The organism is Methylophaga nitratireducenticrescens (assembly GCF_000260985.4).
Classification (GTDB): domain Bacteria; phylum Pseudomonadota; class Gammaproteobacteria; order Nitrosococcales; family Methylophagaceae; genus Methylophaga; species Methylophaga nitratireducenticrescens.
In genome coordinates this window covers 1817844-1839374 of sequence record NC_017857.3, presented here as the reverse complement: position 1 = coordinate 1839374, position 21531 = coordinate 1817844, and the positions used below count along the sequence as shown (strand labels likewise).

Below are 21531 nucleotides of genomic sequence, written 5' to 3'. Positions count from 1 at the left end.
AATGGGATCAGCTTAAGGTTGGCGGACGCCAAAGGTCAGTAGGCGCCAAGGTAGGCACAAACGGTATACCCGCTCGTGCCAAACGCCTATCAGTGAAAACGAAGTTCCATGATGGAACAGAAAAAAGGATAACCACATTAGAGATGCTGCAATCTTGATCTGCTTTACAGGATTTACCTGTTTTAGCGGCAGTCTCGGCATCATTACAGCAGTCTGGCATATTGGCATGATCCATATTACTCATGCTGCCGTCTTGCTCCATAGGGCAATTTTTTTCATGGTTCTGCGCATAACTAACATTGGCGAAAGCCAACGAAAAACAAAGCAGTAATAGACTTACTATGCGCATTTTTTCAATAATACTTTATTGTCTAAATTAATAACAAAATGACCTGCACACCATAATCCAAGTTTCAAGCGCCACATGGCATCAAAGCTTTCTAAACAGATCATCCATAAATCCAATTATACGCAACTTTATGAAATTTATGATTACGATTTTGTAATCTAAACGTAATGATATTGAAAGAGGCATCTAAGTATCTTCTTATAGGTGTAGTATCTATTTTGTTCTACTGCTAGAAACTCTAACTTAGAGATCCTAGCCGTCATATATTAGTTAGCGAGATTGATTCTACAACAAGATAAATTGGAGCTATATTTGTTGACGGGTTTTTTGATAAATCACGAGATGCATATCGATGTAAGTATGCTGGAATGTTCGAACTCAGTTTCCGAAATTTGATGTTAACTGTCTGGAAAATTCCCAGATAATGGCAAATCAATCTGATTGAATTGCCCAACAACATCTTAACTATTTGCATACTAAATTGGAGTTAGATGATAGCTATGGACATACCTGAACAACCCTCAAAATCTAAACTTACGAAAACTACTTCGGATGTTGAAACAACACAGTTTTTGGTGTCCGGCATGGGCAGCAATCACTGCGCTGGCCTCATAACAGCTTCTATTAATCGACTATCAGGCATCATCAATATCAGTACCAACATAGCTAACCACCATGTCACTGTGGAGTTCGATCCAAACCAGCTAAGTGATAAGAACATTTGGGACGCAATCGAAAAGGCCGGCTACGATGTAGATAGTATGTCATCACCAATGTCTAGCGGAACTAGCGAAGCCTTGTTCACAGTACCTAGCATGGGCAGCGATCATTGTGCTGGGCTAGTCTCAACCTCCATCAAACGCCTTACCGGCATTAATGATATTTCAACTAACATTGCCAATCATAAGGTGACGGTTAGTTTCGATCCGGTAACAGTAAACACAAAAAACATCAAAGAAGCTATTGAGCAAGCGGGATACGATGTAGCAGCCATCAGTGAAAGTCGTTCGCAGGGAAATGCGGAAGCCGACGCGGCGGTTGAAGAGCGTTACCTTGAACAGGCTTGGAGGCGTTTATGGTTCGCCGCCATCCCAACCACATTGATTATGGTATTGATGATGGTGCATATGTTCTGGGTGCCGGTGCCAAACTATCTCACTTGGGTTGCTTTACTTGGCTTTCCTGTGGTCTTCCTGCAAGGCGGGTGGGCAACCCACCGCTCATCCTGGCGTTCCCTTACCAATCGCACCGCCAACATGGATGTCCTTATTTCCTTGGGAAGCCTGCCCCCTTACCTGATTGGGCTTGTGGGATTTATCTACCCCATGACATCTTTTATTGAAATGGCCGCCACCATCATGACCTTCCATATGCTTGGCCGCTACCTGGAAACTCGTGCCAAGGGGCGGGCATCACAGGCGATCAAAAAACTACTAAAACTGGGTGCTAAAACCGCCTCCGTACTACGGGAAGGACATGAAGTTGAAGTAGCGGTTGCGGAGCTTCAGGTCGGAGACATCATGGTGGTTAGGCCTGGCGGCAAGGTACCTACCGACGGCGAAATTGTCGAAGGTAATAGTCATCTGGATGAATCCATCGCCACGGGCGAGTCCGTGCCGGTGGAGAAAGGACCCGGCGAAGCAGTGATTGGAGCCACCATTAATAAGGAAGGCATGCTGCAAGTTCGCGCCACTCGGGTAGGTGCCGATACCTTTTTGTCACAAGTTGTCCGACTGGTGGAACAGGCACAAGGCTCTAAAATACCCATCCAGGAATTCGCCGACAGAGTGACCGCAAAGTTTGTCCCGGCGGTTATCATGATCAGCCTTGCTAGCTTTGTAATCTGGCTAATTTTCGCCGAGTCGCTTCGGCCGATTCTTTACTGGGGTGCCGAGTTCCTGCCATGGGTTAACCCGGAACTTTCACCATTGATGCTGGGTACACTTTCGGCAATTTCCGTACTGGTGATAGCCTGTCCCTGTGCTTTGGGGCTCGCCACTCCCACTGCCATCATGGTGGGCTCGGGACTGGGCGCAGAATTAGGTGTGCTTATCCGCTCCGGCGAGGCCATTCAGTCTCTTAAGGACATCAAGGCCGTTGTACTCGACAAAACCGGCACCATCACCAGAGGCGAGCCCGCGCTCACAGATGTGATTGCTACCGCCGGCTTCAATGAAAGCGATGTACTTAGGTTCGCGGCATCTGTGGAAGCCGGCTCCGAACATCCTCTGGGGCAATCCATCGTGAATGGCGCCCGGGAAAAGGGACTGGAGGTTCCTACAGTGGTGGACTTCCGAGCGATTACTGCGCGAGGAGTGGAAGGCCGTGTCGACGACCAGCTCATTCGCGTGGGCAGCCGCCGTCTTCTCAGCGAAGCCAATATAGAGTTGGGCGACCTCGAAGAAGTCATGATCCGTCTTGAAAACGAGGGTAAGACCGCCATGCTGGTTGCCGCCGGAGACCAGGCAGCCGGTATTGTCGCCGTGGCCGACACCATTAAAGAGGACTCGAAAGCTGCCATTGCCGCGCTTCATGAGATGGGCATTCACACTGTCATGATCACAGGCGACAACGAACGCACAGCTCGCCACGTCGCGAACCAGGTGGGGATCGACGAAGTTATGGCGGGCGTTTTGCCTGAAGGCAAGGTGGATGCAATTAAGCGGCTGCAGGAAAAATATGGGCAACTGGTGGCCATGGTGGGCGATGGAATCAACGACGCCCCGGCACTGAAACAGGCCAATGTGGGTATCGCTATCGGTGCTGGCGCCGATGTTGCCATTGAAGCTGCGGATGTCACCTTGGTTAAAGGTGAACTAACCAAGGTGGTGGAGGCTATTCGCCTGTCCCGTGCAACTTTTCGGAAAATCGTTGAAAACCTGTTTTGGGCCTGGTTTTACAATGTGGCCGCGATACCCATTGCAGCTGTCGGCCTACTTCATCCGATGATCGGGGTGATCGCCATGACAACCAGCTCTTTGTCGGTGATTGGCAACTCACTGCGCCTTAAGCGGGTGAAACTGAATATTGATAAATGACCCTGACATACATCTAACAGCGCTGTCTATAAGGCGGCATAGGAGAAACTAGATGGCAAGCAAACCCGGTTTTTGGACCAGCCTTCATGGTATGGCAACTCTTATACTTATTGGAGTGGCGCTCTATTTTATTTTCGTTGATCACAGTGCCCACATCCTTCCATATCTTCCATTTCTGATTATTTTGTTGTGTCCACTGATGCATATATTCATGCATAAGGGGCATGGCGATCATGGAGAAAACAGTAAAGACGAACATCAACACCAAGATGCGGAAGAAGCCTATCGCCGTGGTCTGGAAGATGGGCGAAAAAAAACGAATGACCGGCTGTAGTGTCATGTCAGGTCACAACCGTTAAACCAGAGGGGAATCCTCCCCTTGAAGTAAACCTAGGAGATAACCATGAAAAATCTTACCCGATCACTCATCATCACCGCCATCCTTACTGCGCCAGCTTTCGCCCAGGATGACCACCAGCATAATGACAAAATGCAAGACAACACCATGAAAATGCAGGATAAGGGTATGACTGCCATGCATGATCATATGCAGGAAATGCAAGCTCTGATGGATCAAATTCAACAAGAACAAGACCATGAGAAACGCCACAAAATGATGGAGGATCATATGACCGCCATGCAGAAAGGAATGAAAATGATGCATGGGGGCATGAAAGGTAAAACCATGGAACACAAAGGCAAGGAAGACTGCATGAGCATGATGGATGAACGAATGAATATGATGCAGATGATGATGAACCAGATGGGAGAACATCAGATGGAAGAGAAAAAACTCCGCAAGCATATTCACAAGAAATAGCTGGTTTAGGTGTTCAGCATCCGAATTTCACGATGCTGGGACACCCCATCTCTCAAACAAATAGCGCAATGCGATGAAACACTTAGTACATCGAATGGGCGTTTTAGTAGTCAGTTTGGTGAGTCATCACACGGGCTTTGAGGCAGACCAAGGATAAATAAGTGAACGGAGCCATTGCATAGATTGACCAGCTATACGGTCTGGATGAAGTCGCTTTTGATGAGAAATTCGCTAGGCTCGTTTTTCCTACGACGCATCGCATTTATGTATCGACGGCATGGTGGAAATTTTGACAAAACACTGTATCAACCTATGCATGACGGGTGGATGGACTTCAAAGAAGAGTATTACCGATCCGTCGATCAGAACGCCACGGACAATTCTTAGCATCAATCTTGGCGTTTTCACCGCGTACACATTCAGTCTTGAAAATAGGATCTGAAGCAAAACGCCAACATTCCCACATAGCGAAGACAGGTACCCAAAATGAACCCGAAATCACACCAGAGAAATAACTCCCAAATGGAAAAGCCGAACAAGCATGTCAATTGGCGATACTGGTTTGTTCTGTGTGGTTTTACCGCATTTGCTGCACTACTTCTCCTACAGGAGCATAGAGCCCATTTATGGGGAATGGCGCTTTACTTGATTCTGATTCTGTGTCCGCTGATGTTTTTCGTCCTCTATCGAGAGGGCAGATCGATGGACCGATTGTTCGGCAAAAAGGCCGAAGACGATGAGGAGCAAAAATGATGAATCATGAAAGTATGCAGGCTTACGGCTTGTGGGGCTTGGTCATTGTCAACTCGGCGGTTTTCATTTTCTTTGCATTGAGTTTTTTCAAACCGAAAACTCGCACGGATTGGCGTAGTTTCAGCGCATTCAGTGCTTTCCTTGTTGCTTTATTTGCAGAGATGTATGGATTTCCACTGACCATCTACCTGCTGTCGGGTTGGCTGCAGTCCCGTTTCCCTCAAGTGGACTGGCTGTCCCACGATGCCGGCCACTTGCTGGAGATGATGTTCGGATGGGAAGCCAACCCGCATTTTGGTCCATTTCACTTGCTCAGCTTCGCGCTGATCGGTGGAGGATTCTGGCTAATCTCGAAAGGATGGCAAGAGCTCTACGCCGCCCAAAAGGCAAAAACCCTGGCCACACATGGATTATATGCCAGGATGCAGCACCCACAATATCTTGGCTTTATCTTGATCATGACCGGTTTTTTGTTCCAATGGCCAACACTGCTGACACTTGCAATGTACCCCGTGCTTGTTTACATGTACGTGCGACTCGCCAAACGTGAGGAGAGAGCTGCTGAAGCCGAATTCGGGGAGCTGTGGCGACAATACGCTCAAAAGACGTCCCGGTTTATCCCCTTCTGGCGTAAAACGACCAGCACAAACGGCTAGACAGTTGCCAGAATGACGGTTTCTCGACTTGCTGGTTTTCACTTGGGACGTCAAGTTAGAATCAATGAAAATAAGTAGTTTGGGGTAGCCGACTAAATTTACCGGCTCAATTTTCTGTTGTAGCTTGGGGTGGTCGATTCGGGGTTGTACAGTGAGGACGCGAAGCTTTGGCTTTCAATCTTACCGCCTCTCCCGATACCCATGAGGAATAAATCGTTCATTCGTATTATGTCAGCTAAAGGAGAACACAGAACATGCAGAATTCGAACTCAGACGAATGTAGGATACGGGTCGTTCCGGTGGGGAAAAGTCTGTCATTATTATTGGCAATCAGTTATTTGTTGTGTGTGGGCTTCGGTCTTCTTGTCCCACAACAAATACGCATGTATGAGGCATGGGCACCATTGCTGCCAGGTTTTGAGTGGTTGACGTGGTCGGGATTTTTAATTGGCTTGGTGGAAGCCTATCTTTATGGTTGGTATATAGCACTTTTGTTCGTTCCCTTGTATCGGTGGTTCTCCAAAAGCCACAACTCGGAGTAAATCCGTGACCATATCATCAAATTCCTCGCGACAGACCGAAGCGGAAAGGCTAAATCAGCATTGCGTCTGTGTCATTCTTGATTGCCCCCAAATTGCTCATAATCTTGCTAATCAGCTCGGTGAAAAATACCGATGAGATCCTGACCAGTTCTGCAATGCATCAACTCTTCTCAAACAGTGCTGTTTGTGTTCCCAACTCAGATCTGGAACAAATGCTAGCTATTGTTCGGACAGTGTATGTGATCAGGTCCCACTAGAAAAATCCAACCCAGCGAAGTACAAAAGCTTAAATAGCTCTGAGAAAAAGGAATCTGTAGGCCATTATGATGACAATGCACTATCTGAGGGTTTTCTATCATGTTACTTAACCTTCACCTGAAATTTGTGAGCTCTGCTGCAATCATGGTGATGATGATGTGGGCACTTTGTTATCCGCTTATTAAGCTCAGTCTGCCTTATGCCCCCGTTATGTTGACAGCTTTTTTGCGTGCCGTAATAGCAGGCTGTGTACTCGTGCTCATTGCTCATTTCACAAATCGACCTTTTCCAAGAGGTTATAGGCTCTGGATATATATAACGATCATAGGTCTATCTGCGACAAGTCTGGGATTGTGGGGCATGTTTTATGCTGGCAGCTTGCTTAATCCCGGGCTTGCAACAGTCATTACTAATATGCAACCACTTATTGCTGGTATTTTGGGCTGGTATTTTCTCAAGGAGAGAATGACCGGAGTACATTTAATTGGTAGTGTTATTGGATTTACAGGAATAGTCATAATTTCTTTGAACAGTCTGGTGCAGACAGAAAAGCAAGTTCTATTGGGAATAATCTTTGTGCTCATGGCTTCGTTTGGCGGTGCTGTTAGCAATGTCTTGCTTAAGAAAATTGCTGGTCAAGTAGACGTGCTTTTTGCAATGGGATTCCAGTTATTCATTGGTGCCATACCTCTTGGTATTTTGGCTTTTTACACCACCAATCTGGACTCTTTAGACTGGAAAATGGATTACACCTTAATTCTTCTTGCATTGGCATTATTGGGAACTGCGCTACCGTTTATTTTGTGGTTCTGGCTAATGCAACATGCACCACTTTTTAAGCTTAACGTATATAACTTCCTCACCCCTGTGTTTGGAATATACCTTGGTCATACCGTATTTTCAGAGTCATTAACTACCATTCAATGGCTTGGAGCTACATTCATTATTACAGCTATCTTCTTAGTCACGGTCATAAATGGAAAAATAAAACCTGCTCATTAACACGGCTTCAGGTTTTATCGTTGAGTGCCTCTATTTTATTAATACTTAACATTTCAGTTAAGCATGATTATATTTGTATGGAGCACAAACCTGTATTCTGTTCATTGCCAGTAATGAAAATGATGCAGGACATTCTCTTTCAAGACTGTTGTTTCATAAATCCTCCAGCCGATTTGCTGACTGCACCATCTGCATTATTTCATGTTCTTCAAAGGATTTGAGTGTCTCCATCAGCTCTTTTGCCGAAGGTATATCTGCGCGTTCATGTAGATAACGATACAGGTCAATGACCTGTTTATGCTGATCAATAATTACCTGCATGATTTCTCTAGTCGATAGCTGAGAAAATGGTGCATCACAATCATGATGTTGAACAATTGGATGTTTATTTAAATACTCATAACACCAGGTATTTAACGCGTGTTCATTACCTGTGACTTCAAACTGGTGAACAACATGTCCAAGCTTTTCTTCATGTTCTGATAAATACTTGAGAAGCATTTGTGCTCGAGCATTCTCATTCTTGTCGGCACAATGTTTCAAACACTCAGTAAGGTGTTGATGAAACTCGCTTGTCCAATGAAGGACATCTCTTAACGTTTCAACCTGCATAATAAACTCCTGGTTTTTTGGTTGTTGCCATTATTTAAATCGCTTGTTAAACGTAAAGCGGTTCATTGTTGAACTACTTCACTTAAAAGCGAGGATTGATCTTAAAAATGCTTGGTAATCCCTCTTACAACAGACATATTTTTTTATAAAAATTACTATCAATGTAAGAAATAACATAAAAAAATTTAAACTTCAATTACAATTAACATCAAGATTTTGTAATTAACTCTATAGTTCAACCCAACAGAAAAATTTGGTTGTTCGTCTTACAAATTAAATCAAATTTCGATTATCAGGAATTATGTGTCATGAATGATCAATATGTCTGGTTAATTTGGTCTCTTGCATTTCTTATTCCTTGGGTAGCAGTGTACTGGACAGCTCCCACATATAGGTCAGTGATGTTGAAAGCAAGTTTGATTACTATGCTGTTTGGACTCACTGAACCGATCTTTGTACCAGAATATTGGAGTCCTCCCAGCTTATTTAACCTTGCGATTGAAACCGGGTTTGATATAGAGAGCTTGATTTTCTGCTTTGGCATCGGGGGTATTGGGGCTGTTGCCTATAATGTGGTGACCCGACAAAGGTTGCAGCCAATCCCACTAACCGCACGTTTGTCTCAAAGACATAATCACCACCTATTCGCAATCACGGTCCCATTTATTGTCTTTCCCGTTTTGATGCTCTTCGACTGGAATCCAATTTATCCGGCCATTATGGCGATGATCGCGGGAGGCATTGCCAATAGCTGGTGCAGACCAGACCTTGCACTCAAGAGTTTTTGGGGAAGCGTTCTATTTCTTGTTTATTACGCGATTTTTGTCCTTGGTCTTGAAAGCATTGCACCGGGATACATCGAACGTGTATGGAACCTGGATGCACTGAGTGGCCTGTTTCTTATTGGTACACCCTTGGAAGAGTTACTTTTTGCAGCCAGTTTTGGATATTACTGGACGGGCATTTATGAACATTTGACTTGGAAAAACCAAGTCAGATTTAATTAATGACTGCTATCGTCTTTATAGGGGTGTCCGAGATTACCCAATTCACCTTCCTCACTGAGATGAAGGAGAGCATCGTGAACCTTATCAAGCCACGACTGCTCCATATCTACCCCCGAGGCCAAAATATAATGCTCAATTTCATCAAGTGATATTTGAACCAAATCGTATTCAATTTCAAGCACTTTTTGATTAATTTTAGCTTGCGTCACCCCCATCAATGAATTTAAACCATTAATCAATTTAATTTTAAACTCCTCATTGTCAGGCAGTTCAAGCTTAATAAGTCTCTGTTTATTAACCCTTACACCATGTTGCTTGACTGATTTACCATGCTTGGGATCACCAATGTATAAGCTTGGCCGTTGGTTGAATCTGTCCTGACATTGTTGAGAACAAAACCAAAGATCAATGCCACGGAAATTTACAGATAATTTGTTATCTGCGACGGACATTTCACAAACAGGACAATTTTTTGACGGAAACATCAGAACCTCGCTCTTCTATTAGATATGAAACGCTAGAAAAGATTGTTAGTCACAGCAAAAATACCAGCACTTATGTCTACTGAAGATGACCATAAGCTTAGACCCTCAATAAATCCTGATGGTGAACATACCAGTGTTCGGCTGCCTTTATCTCAATCTTTTTTCTACTGGCTAATCGGTAAACGCAATGAAATACAGTAATGCCTGATTAATGAAAGGAATCAATATCAGTATTCCCATCCAACCTGGGCACTCTGTACGCTGACAAAAACGCCAAACCGGAATAACAACGACAATGGCAAACACCAGCATCCACTACCAATATCATGCGTACATGGTGTTACCAAAAATATTATCAGTCATCATGGTACTGCCCTCCACGTAAAATATTGTAATTAATGATGATGATGTAATTCAGCGGATCTTTTCAGGAAAATCTGCTCAGCAACTGCGATAATAATCATAGTAACAACCGCCACACCAATCACAAATGGATCAGTATTCAGTTTTACCCAGACAAAGCCCCCTAGCGCGAGCAAATCTAAAATAATCGCGGTAGTTGGCACCCATCTATTGGCGTTAATGTCTTCTCGCAAATAACGAAGAACGCCCCAATGAATGGCAATGTCCATAATTAGGTAAAACACGATACCCAGTGCAGCAATTCGAGACAGATCAAAAAATGCCGTCAGAATAAGTCCTAAAACGACCGTGTAGACCAGCGTATGTTTTTGAATACTACCCGGCATACCGAAATGCCGATGCGGAACCAGTTTCATTTCCGTCAGCATTGCCAGCATTCTTGAGACAGCAAAAATGCTGGCCAGAATACCGCCGGCAGTCGCCATCATGGCAATAGCAACCGTAAACCACACACCATATTCACCTAAGGCAGGCCGTGCTGCTGCAGCAAGGGAATAGTCCTGTGTTTTGATGATTTCTGCCAACGACAAATTACTCGCCACAGCAAAACCGACCAAGCTATAAATCACCACGCAGGCCGCGATGGAAATAACAATGGCGCGACCCACGTTGCGTTTAGGATCTTTTACCTCAGAACCGCTGTTGGTAATGGTGGTGAACCCCTTAAAGGCCAGTATTCCCAGTGCAGTTGCACCGAGGAAGTTGCCAAAAGTTCCCGCCTCTCCTGGGCTTGAGAAGTCGACTGATATACTGTCGGCGATCCAAATACCTACTAATCCAAAGACGAGAATGCCCACGATTTTCAAAACACCAATAAAAGAGGCCACGCCCTCGATAAGTCTATTGTCTGAAAGATTAATCAAAAAAGCTGCCAAAATCAGTGACACACCAAGTATAGGCACCATCATGCCGCTATCATCACCACCAAAAAGTTGCATGGTATAAGAGCCAAATGTCCGCGCCAAAAAGCTCTGCGCGATAACCATTGAGAAGTACATCAGTAAAGCATTGAAAGCAGTTGGCAATCGGTCACCATATGCCTTATGCAGATACATGCCGATGCCACCGGCTGAGGGATAAGCGTTAGAAATTTTGATGTATGAATAGGCACTAAAACTAACGATTACTGCGGCGGCTAGAAACGCTAAAGGAAATAAAACACCTGTCATCTGCGCCATTTGCCCAGTGAGCGCAAAGATACCAGCACCAATCATCACCCCGGTACCGAGCATAACTGTTCCCGCTAAAGTGAGACTTCCCTCCTTATAATGCGTTGTTCTGTCGTCATTGTTAGTCATTAACTCTCCCTCTTCAGTTTTACTAATTTTGTTACTCTAGTTAAAACCACATCCGAACCCCGGCAACAAAACCTGTTTCGATTTTATCCCCCCCGTCATCAGCGATTTGATTAGCCTTTTGACCTAAGGCTCGGCTCCAATAAACACCTATATATGGCGCAAACTCTCTAGAGATTTCATAGCGATAACGCAGTCCTATTCGAACATCGTTGAATCCACTGGGGCGATCGAACGCTTGGGCATCTGTGAGTCCAGCAGAAACTTCCAAGCGTGGCTGTAAGTACGAAACTTGACTGAGGCGTATGTCGTATTCGGCTTCAAGTGATGCTGCTATGTCGCCATCTTCATTAATGGTAAGTGAATTATCCATTTCAAATCGATAGGGAGCCATGCCAAACAGACTGAATACTAGATAGTGTTCATGATCGGCATCCGATGCCATTGATCCACGAAGTCCAACGCCGCCCTGTATTTCCCAAAAAGGAGCAATTAACCGGCTCGCTAACACCTCCGTACTTTCCAGTTCTGTGGGTTCACCATCATTTTGTTTATTCTCACCTTCACTTTTAAAATAAACCCGATTTGTGTCCCCACCGTACCAAGCCAACATATCCCAGACGATTAGGTTCTCATTATTGTCTGTACGGGTGAATTCCAGCCGATCAAATAAAACCTGCCCGGTTCGGTAAGACTCAATGGGTTCGGGCCAGTGATCCTCAGCGTGATCGGCAGAGACCGTGGTGCTCATTCCTATAAAAACGAGCATTGTCATGATTGTAAGTTTGTTCATATCATCTCCTTAGCTGACCCTGACAACTCGAAACATTCCTGCTTTCATGTGATAAAGAAGATGACAATGGAAGGCCCAGCTACCAGGAGCATCGGCACTTATTTGCAATGAAACGACCTCACTGGGTTTGATACTGATAGTGTGCTTTCGAGGACGGGGATATTGGCCATTTTCAAGTTCCATCCACATGCCATGCAGATGAATCGGATGATCCATCATCGTGTCGTTTACCATTATCAAACGCAGACGCTCACCATGATGAAACTCCACTGGCCCATCGACTTCAGTGTATTTCACACCATCAAAAGACCACATATATTTTTCCATATTACCGGTGAGATGCAGCTCGATGTCACGCTCCGGCTCCCTATCATCAGGCCAAGGATGAGCTCCAATGAGGTCGCCATAGACCAGAACTCGGTGGTCGACATTTTCAAGGCCAACACCCGGCTCATTTAGACGGCTGACTGGGTTTCTGGCAATCATGGCAGCACCGGGACCATGCCCACCTGGCGCGTGTTCAATGCCAAGATCGGGCGCCGAAGGTCGCTGTTGCGTCACAGCCTTATGCCCAGCATGGCCGCCCTCGGCCATTTCTTGTTGGTCATCCATTCCAGGCTGTTCTTTATTGGTGGATTGCATGTCCATCCCATCCATTTCATGACGCATCCCCATCGCTGCCATCCCTCGTTCAGGCACTGGTCGCAATTCGGGCACTGGGGCTTCCTGCCCCAATTCTGTTGCTAGCGTACCTCGCACATAACCGCTACGATCCATGCTTTCCGCAAAAAGCGTATAAGGACGATCGTTTTTCGGCGTTACGATGACATCGTATGTCTCAGCCACACCAATTCGAAATTCATCTACTGTAACGGGCTTGATCGGCTGGCCGTCTGCAGAGACAACCGTCATCTCGAGACCCGGAATACGAAAATCGAAGAACGTCATGGCAGAGCCGTTTATAACTCTCAGACGAATTTTTTCTCCGGGCTTGTAAAGTGCTGTCCAGTTGGTCGAATTATCGCGGCCGTTTATCAGGTAGGTATAGGTAGATCCGGTTACATCCAATAGATCCCTGGCGCTCATGCGCATTTTGTTCCACATGGACCGCTCTTGCCATGTTTTTGCAAGCCCTTGTCGGCGAATATCGTCGAAAGTGTCACCCAAGGTTCGCTGCTGATAGTTGTAATAACCCTCGGCTACCTTGAGATTTCGGAAAACCTCGTCGGGATCTTCAAAGGTCCAGTCGCTGAGGATAATCACATGTTCCCGATCTGCGCCAATATCACCATCCTCAGGGTCTATTACAATCGGCCCTAAGTGACCTAACTGTTCCTGCAATCCAGAATGGCTGTGATACCAGTAGGTTCCGTTCTGATTAACATCATATTCGTAGTGAAAAGTTTCGCCGGGGTCGATACCCAGAAAACTGACGCCGGGCACACCGTCCATATTCTCCGGCAGAATAATGCCGTGCCAATGGATGGAGGTAGATTCATTCAAAGCATTACTGACACGTAAACTGGCTAGCTGCCCTTCTTTCAACCTGAGCAAAGGCCCTGGCATACTACCGTTGATAGTTATCGGTCTAGCAATTCTTCCAGCAACATTCATATCTTCGCGGCGAATATGCAGATCGACCACATTCTGCGTATGAATAACATCACCATAGCTTCGACCCAGTGGATAAGCCCATGCCGGCGCCATTTTGGCTAAAACAAGGGCTGATGCTGTCCCAATGGCAGATTTAATAAAGCGTCTACGATTCTCTTCAATTGAATTTGCCATGGAATTCGTCTCCTAACAAAATTGGATTTAACTTAAACGTAAGCCTGTATTACACATTACAGTCAATGGTTATGGGAACTTGAAGATCCCTGAGCCGTAAGAATCTGGTATTGCTCGGGGGACAATTCAGGAAGTCGCTGCAAGAAAGCGACTAGGTTCCATATCTGTTCGTCAGTATGGCCCGGCCCCCAGGCTGGCATTCCAGAGCCCTTAATGCCGTGTTTAATAATCCAAAAATATTCTCTGGCTTGGACTACTTTTGGCTCATCATGCCCTGAGTGCTTCACCGTCAAATTAGGTGGTTCAGGATACAGTCCCAAAGTGAAATCTGAATTCATTTTGTCTGGCACAAGATGACAGCCTGCACACATAGCAGCATAATCTGAACCACCACGAAGTAATCGCGCAGGTATATCAAGATCAGTTGGCACCTCAATATTCTGAGCAGCCCGACTGATGGAGCGTTCACGTAAGATTTCTAATGCCCAGTACGTAAGCTTTGTGTGCTTACTGTCAGCCCCCATTGGGTAATAGCCTGAATAAATGAACCCTAATCCAGCCAATACGACCAGACCTGACACAACAACAATACATTTAAAGCATTTCAATAACTTAGAAGATGGCACACTAATCACTTAGTTATAACAGCTATCTGAAATTAATGTTGATGCTCAGAAGGTTTTTTAACACCTGCTTCCATATCATGGCCAGCATCACCATCTTTAGACATTACTTCATCTTTAGGCATACATTTCTGCATCATGGCTTGCATGACTGGATCATTCATATCCATTTTAGAATGATCCATATCTTTCATAGCTGCACAGTTAGGTGCTTCTCCTTTGTTAATATGCTCTTCAGGGTTATGAGCTTGAGCAGATAGAGCCAACATTAATGCTGGCAACGCAACAAAATATGGCAAGGTTTGAAATTTCATAAAGTTAGTCCTAAATAGTATTAAAAGTATGAATAACTTGATTAAAGCAAAAATTATTAGCGGCAACACATAGTTAAATCTTGTCATTGCCTCTTAAGCTACATTTAATTGGATGAGCCAACATCACGATAAATTAAATTTGATTTCCGCTTGACCAGCGTTGGCTCAACTATTAAATCAACCTACTTTGAAGATTAACCGGACGATTCTGTCACCTTGATGACCTAGACATTACAAAAACGTAATCCTTATGTAATCCTGTAGTTATTTCTGAACAAATAGCATTGTTGGAAAATAATTTAGGGAGAGTATTCGTCTATGCGATTATTATTAGTGGAAGATGAGGTAAAAACAGGCGACTACTTACAAAAAGGACTAAGCGAGGCCGGGTTTCAGGTCAATCTTGTTCGAAATGGCCTAGATGGTCATCATTTGGCAATGACAGAAGCGTTTGATTTGATCGTTCTGGATGTTATGTTGCCGGATGTTGACGGGTGGCGGATCTTGCAGTCGTTACGTGAAGCAGAATGCCAAACGCCGGTACTATTCCTCACGGCTCGTGACACGGTGGATGATCGCGTTAAAGGCCTAGAATTAGGCGCAGATGACTATTTAGTTAAGCCCTTTGCCTTTGCCGAACTTCTAGCAAGGATAAGAACATTATTGCGCCGAGGCAGTCCCTCAACTTTTTCTGAGCTTCTTAAAGTAGCAGATCTGACTTTAGATTTACCTAAGCATCGCGTTACGCGGGCAGGTAAAAAAATAAATCTTAGCCACAAAGAGTTTTGTCTTTTAGAGTTATTGGCACGTCGCCAAGGTGAGGTTCTACCACGCTCTTTGATTGCCTCTCAGGTATGGGACATGAATTTTGACTCTGACACCAACGTGATAGATGTGGCAATACGCCGCCTGCGAGCAAAAGTTGATGACGATTTTGAACCGAAACTTATCCATACGGTTCGCGGTATGGGTTACAAACTTGACGTAGAGCCCGTTGATGAAGCCTTATAATCAAAAACCCCTTTCGCTCGCTGCAAGGGTAATGTTTTTCGTTGGCGCATCTGTAGGTTTAAGCTTACTTTTAATTGGCATCCTTGTACTGAATGCGGTCGAACGCCATTTTGCTGAACAGGATGCAGAAGAAGTTGCCGTTATTAATAAGGCTGTCATAGACGTATTGCGAAATAATAACGACAGCAATTTACAACTTAGTAAAGCGCTGTTCGGTGCTGTCTCTGGACATCATGGCGTCTATTATCAAGTACGTAATCAACAAGATAAGGTGGTTTTCGAAAGTGCCGGCGCAAACCTTTCAATAGTGAAGGACAGCCTTCGCCACGTTACAGAAATTAGTGCCGGTAACCTACAAGTCTGGCATGCGGACGATAAGACATTTCGGGGTGTCCTCACGCACAATGCGATAGCGGGTCATAACTACTTGGTTATTACTGCCATCGATATTGGCTTTCACCTTCAATTTCTCCATAAATTTCGTCTAACGCTATGGTTAATAATGGTCCTTACTTGGGCCGTTACCCTGTTGGCTGCTTGGTATGGCGTGCACAAAGCGCACGCACCAATAAGAAGACTTTCGAACAAAATGGGTGACATACAAGCAGATCGTCTAGATATGCGACTTGCCCCATCTTTTGTCCCATCGGAATTACAGGACTTGGTGACTTCATTCAACCACATGATAGGTCGACTAGAGGATAGCTTTAATCAGCTATCACATTTTTCAGCCGATATTGCACATGAGCTACGAACGCCTCTGACTAATCTCATCATCCAGACACAGGTAGGCTTAGGCAAATCCAGAACACTCGAAGAATACCGTGAATTATTGTACTCAAATTTGGAAGAACAAGAACGTTTGGCAAAGATGATTAATGATATATTGTGGTTAGCAAAAAGTGACCACGGTTTAATCAAACTTGAGCAAACACCGCTGGATTTATCCGATGAAGTCAGTAAATTATTTGGCTTTTTTGAAGCTTTAGCAGAGGACAAAAATATAGTACTAAGCTTGGAAGGTCAGGTGCAGCAAATTCAAGGCGATAAAGCCATGTTACGCAGAGCAATTTCTAATCTACTTTCCAACGCCATTCGTTATACGAAATCTGGGGGATCAGTACTAGTTCGACTGAAAAATCTCTCAGACAACGAGGTTTCCCTGACAGTTGAGAATCCTGGGCCTGAAATTCCAGTTGAACATTTGCCATATCTCTTTGACCGTTTTTATCGAGCAAATCCTTCTAGGTCAAGACAAGGTGAAGGTGCCGGTCTTGGTCTCGCCATTGCTCGTTCTATTATTGATGCCCATGGTGGGCGGGTAGAAGTCACATCTAAAAGCGATAAGACTGCATTCATCATCTATTTACCCACGACGATTAAAGCTATTCAATGATGGTTGGGATATGTCGGTGGTTATTCCTATCAGCGACATTAAATATAATGTGATTAACAATTTCAGATACTAGATAAAGCTTCACGCAGCTTCAACACTTTTACTTATTGGAGTGGCATTTTTTTACCGTTTGTAGAGCATACGAACTATATTCTGCCCTACCTGCCTTTGTTAATTATTCTTTTGTGTTCACGATTTCCTTTGCTTATTACAAGGATTATGGAAGCCTCAGGCAGAATGTTCATCCTGTTTAAACTATAGAGGACGTCCAACAAAGGGGCTTTAAGCAGGCTGGTAAAGATTGCAATAACGGTCACTAATCAAACTAAACACCTATGATTTAAAGTTAACCGTTGGACATTAATATAACGTTTTCCGACAGAGGAGAATCAATGAAAAAAATCGATAGTTCTCAAGAGCAGACAAGATCACAACGGCTAAACCATCACTGTACCTGCGTTACTCTAGATTGGTCAGCGATTATTCGCGATCTCAACAACCAATTGGGCGATAACGCTGAAGGCATCCTGTCTACTTCGGGCATGCGCCAATTCTTCTCAAATGCCGCGATTTTTGTTCCAAGTTCTGATCTTGAACAAATGCAGGCGATTGTTAAGGCAATCGAATCCGCTGCTTCACTTGCAGAATATCAGCAACAGATCATGTCTTGGGCACCTGAGAGTGCACGGCATAATCCCGGTCCAGTAGGCGCTTTTATGGGCTATGATTTCCACCTCAGTGAGGATGGTCCTCGTCTTATCGAAATCAATACCAATGCCGGTGGCGCTTTTCTTAATGCCATCCTGACTCGCGCCCAACTAAAATGTTGTAGCGGCAATACACAGGCGTCTTGGGCAAAAGATTTCGATGAAGCAGTCATTGCGCAATTTATAAGTGAATGGCGGGCCCAGAGAGGTAGCGGACAACCTGAGCGAATTGCAATCATCGACGATGCACCGGAAGAACAACATCTCTATCCGGAGTTCAAACTCGCGCAACAGCTATTCATCCAACATGGCATTGATGCCGTCATACTTTCACCAACGGATCTCAAATACGAATCAGGAGTCTTGTATGGTGATAACCAGAAAATCGATTTGGTTTACAACCGTCTGGTCGACTTTGGACTAGATGCACCTGAACATGCTGCTTTGCGTTTTGCTTGGTTAGAATGTGGAGCAGTTATCACCCCGAATCCTTATACACACGCCCTATTTGCTGATAAGCGAAACTTGGCCTTAATGTCAGATCAGCAGACTCTACTAGATTGGGGGTTAAGTACTGAAAATGCTGAACTTTTAAAAAAGGGTATTCCCCACACCATTCAGGTTACCGCCCATGATGAGCAATCACTCTGGCAACAACGGCGGCAGTGGTTTTTTAAACCGGTGGCAGGTCATGGCAGCAAGGGTGTCTATCGCGGCAGCAAGCTGACCAAAAGCACATTTGCATGTATTCTTGAAAGTGATTATGTTGCACAGGCCTATGTGCCACCCTCAGAACGTGTTGTGATGGTTGATAACGAACGTGAAATGCTTAAGGTTGATGTGCGATTGTATACCTACCGAGGGGAATTATTACTTGCTGCAGCAAGACTTTATCGAGGTCAAGCTACCAACTTACGTACACCGGGTGGTGGATTTGCACCTCTACTTTTGCAGCAAAGTTAGAAGAATGTGAATCAACATCTCGGCGTAATTGTTTATCGAGCCGCATCACCAGCCGGAAGAGTTTATCGCCCTCATAAATCAGCCCCAGATCCTGACCGCCAATGACCATTTGCTAGGCATTTTGTAAGGTTGCAATGTCCAGTCCCAGCAGGGTCAGATGTTCTCGCTGCGGATTAATTGATAACATCGGCAAACCGGTCACTTGTTCCATGCGCACATCTTTAGCGCCACTAATCTGTGCAACTGCTGCGGATGAAACGTACTCAGAGTCAGAACTATCTAGGAGGCAGACTCCGCCAGATAAAATATTTAAGTTAATAGTCGTTTTTATATGTGGTTTTTGTTTATTAGGATATACAGGTGGTATTTGTGTATTCCCCAACACCGAAGTACTAGTCCTCACACATTAAATTCTTATTAAATTTATGACTGTGTCTGTTGAGCTAAGCGACGGAGCTTTCATGCAAGTAATAATTTACTTCGGGACTGTGTTAAATCAGGTATTGCTATGTTTGTAGAGAAACAACAGTTAATTTGAGATTAATCTCACCACGGTAGTACATCTGAGTTAACGCATCAAAATAAATTTTCTTAAGTGAAGGAGTTGTGCATGTCAACAATTTATTCCAATAAGACGAATAAAGATAAGACATTGGATGTAATTCCACAATATCTTTCACTTTAATATGAATGGGGCCATCCTCAAAATCGAGTATAAATGTAGCTAACAGAGGGGATGAAGTATCCATATAAAGCTTAAGATTGGTTAAATTTGTATTTTCGTTCGCCAAAATTTCAATCACTGGTAAAGGGGTAGCTGACAAAAATTGGTCTAAAAATTGGAATTCTTTCTCACCGGCCTCATTAATACATTGTTCATTAAGTTTTTTTAGCTCAACTAACTCTGTAAGGCAAGAGTTATTGTATAACTGAGAGAGTAGCCTTGTTTTATCCTGACCTAAATAGTCATCAAGTATTTCTTCAGTAAGAATATCTCTAATCTTTTTGGTATCCGTATGTAGTTGGTCTTCTAGAGAAAGATCGTAGCGTATGAATTTATAATGACATAACTCATGGCTTTTTAAGGTATGTGATAACGCTACTTCAGAATTCATCGAGGGAGTTATTTTGTAAACAGCATTCGGATATTTGGTATGTTTAACTAATAAGTAGAATGAAGTCAGATTAGAATGCTCTTCATCGTTCGTTGCCATATCAGTAAAATAGTCGAACAACAGTAAAGAAAATGAAGAATTTTTATTCTCAACACTTTCTTTAAACCTACTTAGCACCTCCTCCCAGATTAAACTCAAATCTTCATGAGTAAATCCTGTGTAACCACTTACTGAAATATCTTGCCGATGAGTTTTCAAGTTTGCAGATTCATAATATATTTCTAAAATCTGATCATTGATTTCAGGTATGTTTTCAGTATTATGCATGTACCTGAAAATATCTATTATTATATTGTTAATAGTGGTTTTATTATTATCATCATTCATATATTTAACCGTATTATTTGGCAATTAGTCCACCTTAAACTGGTCATGGTATGATTACTATGTTCAATCTCATACACCGCTTATCATAGTTAAATTGCTAACTATTCAATCCGCTCTTACGTCATATATACCTTTTTAGGACTTTACTTGTCTCTACATGGTCCAGTATTAACAGCCAATCGTAATTTTCATCTTAGTCTTGACGAATGGACAAACATGATATATGATACACAAATGGATATTAATGAGAAAACCCTACCTCAAATAACTGCTAAAGCCGTTAGCCAGTTAGATGATAGACTGTGGGGGCCATTTGCTGCTGTAATTGATAAAGTTCAACGCGATCAACTCTGGCGTTATGGATTTGCAAATTTTTCTGAATGGATGTCCTTTATATCAACCACTTACAATATCTCTAGAGCAAGATGTTGGCGTTACAAAAAAGCTGGAAGCTATTACAATAAACTCAGATCACATAATCAAACTTTATGTGAATTAGAAGAACTTCCGGATTTTATCTCAGCTGAGGCATTAGAGATTCTTGAACGTTTGGAACGTGTGGCTCCTACTGACATTACAACTAAATTATCGGAACAAATTCTTACAGGTAAAGCATCCATACGTTCAGTCAAGCAAACTTGGGAAGCTTATCGTCCGGCCCTTCAAGGAGCAACTAACCGGGGACGAGGTGATGATCTACTCGTAGCTAGCTTAAATGAAGCTGATCGCTTTGAGGCTGAAAGCATTCTCGTGCTATCGCAAAATCATTCTTGGACTAAGGTCAATAGCCCTGCTCGTTGTTATGTCTATCCTAAAATTTATGATAAACAAAAAAATCTAACTTATGACGCAATAGCACTAGTTCAATTGAAGCTGGACTCACCAGTCCAGATACATACTTTTGAAATACATTACGAATTTGATGCTGCAACTAACATTGAAACTAGTTTACCTGAAGCATACGTGGACTATTGCTGGATTATACTTCAAGAAAAAGACGCTGTATCTTCAGAATTATTAGTTGATCCCAAGTTCGGTATTATAGGTGTTAGAGCAGGTGAGCTTTATATTCATCGTAGCGCATCAGCAATTAATCACTCACCAGGAGCGGAACCTTTTATGAAAGAACTATTGAAATTGGCTTTGAGGAAATAACTTTTTATTTGTCTATATTTGTCCATACGTATAGACATA

At 43.7% G+C, this 21531-nt stretch carries 20 protein-coding genes; 12 read left to right on the top strand and 8 right to left on the bottom strand.

What is annotated here, in order from left to right; translation table 11 throughout:
- The first annotated feature begins 849 nt into the window (after positions 1 to 849).
- The 7 genes from Q7A_RS08875 to Q7A_RS08845 all read left to right on the top strand — a co-directional run bounded on the left by Q7A_RS08875 (position 850) and on the right by Q7A_RS08845 (position 7418).
- Positions 850 to 3387 (top strand): heavy metal translocating P-type ATPase, encoded by a 2538-nt coding sequence (locus Q7A_RS08875; RefSeq protein WP_041355081.1) that lies wholly within the window; start codon positions 850 to 852, stop codon positions 3385 to 3387.
- A gap of 52 nt (positions 3388 to 3439) precedes the next feature.
- Entirely contained in the window at positions 3440 to 3721 is a 282-nt protein-coding gene (locus Q7A_RS08870) for a DUF2933 domain-containing protein (RefSeq protein ID WP_041354475.1), read from the top strand.
- 69 nt (positions 3722 to 3790) lie between these two features.
- Positions 3791 to 4207, top strand: coding sequence for a hypothetical protein (locus tag Q7A_RS08865; RefSeq protein WP_014707014.1), 417 nt, complete (start codon positions 3791 to 3793; stop codon positions 4205 to 4207).
- Between the two features lie 486 nt (positions 4208 to 4693).
- Positions 4694 to 4960: a DUF2933 domain-containing protein gene (locus Q7A_RS08860; protein WP_041354474.1), complete on the top strand. Its 267-nt coding sequence runs from the start codon at positions 4694 to 4696 to the stop codon at positions 4958 to 4960.
- On the top strand, positions 4957 to 5616 hold the full coding sequence (locus Q7A_RS08855; RefSeq protein WP_014707012.1) for a methyltransferase family protein: 660 nt from the start codon (positions 4957 to 4959) through the stop codon (positions 5614 to 5616). The genes Q7A_RS08860 and Q7A_RS08855 overlap by 4 nt, the downstream gene beginning before the upstream one ends.
- Before the next feature lie 254 nt (positions 5617 to 5870).
- Positions 5871 to 6158 carry a DUF5676 family membrane protein gene (locus tag Q7A_RS15670; protein ID WP_044326389.1) on the top strand — a complete coding sequence of 96 codons (288 nt, stop codon included), beginning with the start codon at positions 5871 to 5873 and terminating at the stop codon, positions 6156 to 6158.
- Between the two features lie 357 nt (positions 6159 to 6515).
- The gene (locus tag Q7A_RS08845) at positions 6516 to 7418 is read left to right on the top strand and encodes a DMT family transporter (protein WP_014707011.1); all 903 of its coding nucleotides are present in this window, start codon (positions 6516 to 6518) and stop codon (positions 7416 to 7418) included.
- A 153-nt stretch (positions 7419 to 7571) separates the two neighbouring features.
- On the opposite strand, the gene Q7A_RS08840 is transcribed toward Q7A_RS08845, so the two are convergent.
- Complete coding sequence (locus Q7A_RS08840) at positions 7572 to 8030, bottom strand: hypothetical protein (protein WP_041354473.1); 459 nt, start codon at positions 8028 to 8030, stop codon at positions 7572 to 7574.
- Positions 8031 to 8338: 308 nt separating this feature from the next.
- Between Q7A_RS08840 and Q7A_RS08835 the strand changes: the two genes are divergently transcribed.
- Positions 8339 to 9037 (top strand): lycopene cyclase domain-containing protein, encoded by a 699-nt coding sequence (locus Q7A_RS08835; RefSeq protein WP_014707009.1) that lies wholly within the window; start codon positions 8339 to 8341, stop codon positions 9035 to 9037.
- Here Q7A_RS08835 and Q7A_RS08830 read toward each other — a convergent pair.
- The 6 genes from Q7A_RS08830 to Q7A_RS08800 form a co-directional block, all read right to left on the bottom strand.
- Complete coding sequence (locus tag Q7A_RS08830) at positions 9034 to 9522, bottom strand: YHS domain-containing protein (protein ID WP_151903916.1); 489 nt, start codon at positions 9520 to 9522, stop codon at positions 9034 to 9036. The two genes, Q7A_RS08835 and Q7A_RS08830, sit on opposite strands and share 4 nt — an antisense overlap.
- Positions 9523 to 9917: 395 nt before the next feature.
- A complete protein-coding gene (locus Q7A_RS08820) occupies positions 9918 to 11243 on the bottom strand; it encodes an APC family permease (protein WP_084227458.1) in 1326 nt (441 codons plus the stop codon).
- A gap of 40 nt (positions 11244 to 11283) precedes the next feature.
- Positions 11284 to 12033: a copper resistance protein B gene (locus Q7A_RS08815; RefSeq protein ID WP_014707004.1), complete on the bottom strand. Its 750-nt coding sequence runs from the start codon at positions 12031 to 12033 to the stop codon at positions 11284 to 11286.
- 9 nt (positions 12034 to 12042) lie between these two features.
- On the bottom strand, positions 12043 to 13821 hold the full coding sequence (locus tag Q7A_RS08810) for a copper resistance system multicopper oxidase (RefSeq protein ID WP_014707003.1): 1779 nt from the start codon (positions 13819 to 13821) through the stop codon (positions 12043 to 12045).
- 62 nt (positions 13822 to 13883) lie between these two features.
- Positions 13884 to 14447: a c-type cytochrome gene (locus Q7A_RS08805; RefSeq protein WP_044326388.1), complete on the bottom strand. Its 564-nt coding sequence runs from the start codon at positions 14445 to 14447 to the stop codon at positions 13884 to 13886.
- A 32-nt stretch (positions 14448 to 14479) separates the two neighbouring features.
- Complete coding sequence (locus tag Q7A_RS08800) at positions 14480 to 14758, bottom strand: hypothetical protein (protein WP_014707002.1); 279 nt, start codon at positions 14756 to 14758, stop codon at positions 14480 to 14482.
- Between the two features lie 318 nt (positions 14759 to 15076).
- On the opposite strand from Q7A_RS08800, the gene Q7A_RS08795 reads away from it, so the two are divergent.
- The 3 genes from Q7A_RS08795 (at position 15077) to Q7A_RS08785 (ending at position 18835) form a co-directional block, all read left to right on the top strand.
- A complete protein-coding gene (locus Q7A_RS08795) occupies positions 15077 to 15769 on the top strand; it encodes a heavy metal response regulator transcription factor (RefSeq protein ID WP_014707001.1) in 693 nt (230 codons plus the stop codon).
- A complete protein-coding gene (locus tag Q7A_RS08790; RefSeq protein WP_084227456.1) occupies positions 15756 to 17165 on the top strand; it encodes a heavy metal sensor histidine kinase in 1410 nt (469 codons plus the stop codon). Before Q7A_RS08795 ends, Q7A_RS08790 begins: the two co-directional genes overlap by 14 nt.
- Before the next feature lie 392 nt (positions 17166 to 17557).
- Positions 17558 to 18835, top strand: a complete 1278-nt coding sequence (locus Q7A_RS08785; RefSeq protein WP_014706999.1) for an ATP-grasp domain-containing protein — start codon at positions 17558 to 17560, stop codon at positions 18833 to 18835.
- Positions 18836 to 19341: 506 nt separating this feature from the next.
- Here Q7A_RS08785 and Q7A_RS08780 read toward each other — a convergent pair.
- Positions 19342 to 20337: a hypothetical protein gene (locus Q7A_RS08780; protein WP_014706998.1), complete on the bottom strand. Its 996-nt coding sequence runs from the start codon at positions 20335 to 20337 to the stop codon at positions 19342 to 19344.
- Between the two features lie 234 nt (positions 20338 to 20571).
- On the opposite strand from Q7A_RS08780, the gene Q7A_RS08775 reads away from it, so the two are divergent.
- Positions 20572 to 21492: a hypothetical protein gene (locus Q7A_RS08775; RefSeq protein ID WP_104934726.1), complete on the top strand. Its 921-nt coding sequence runs from the start codon at positions 20572 to 20574 to the stop codon at positions 21490 to 21492.
- Positions 21493 to 21531: the final 39 nt, after the last annotated feature.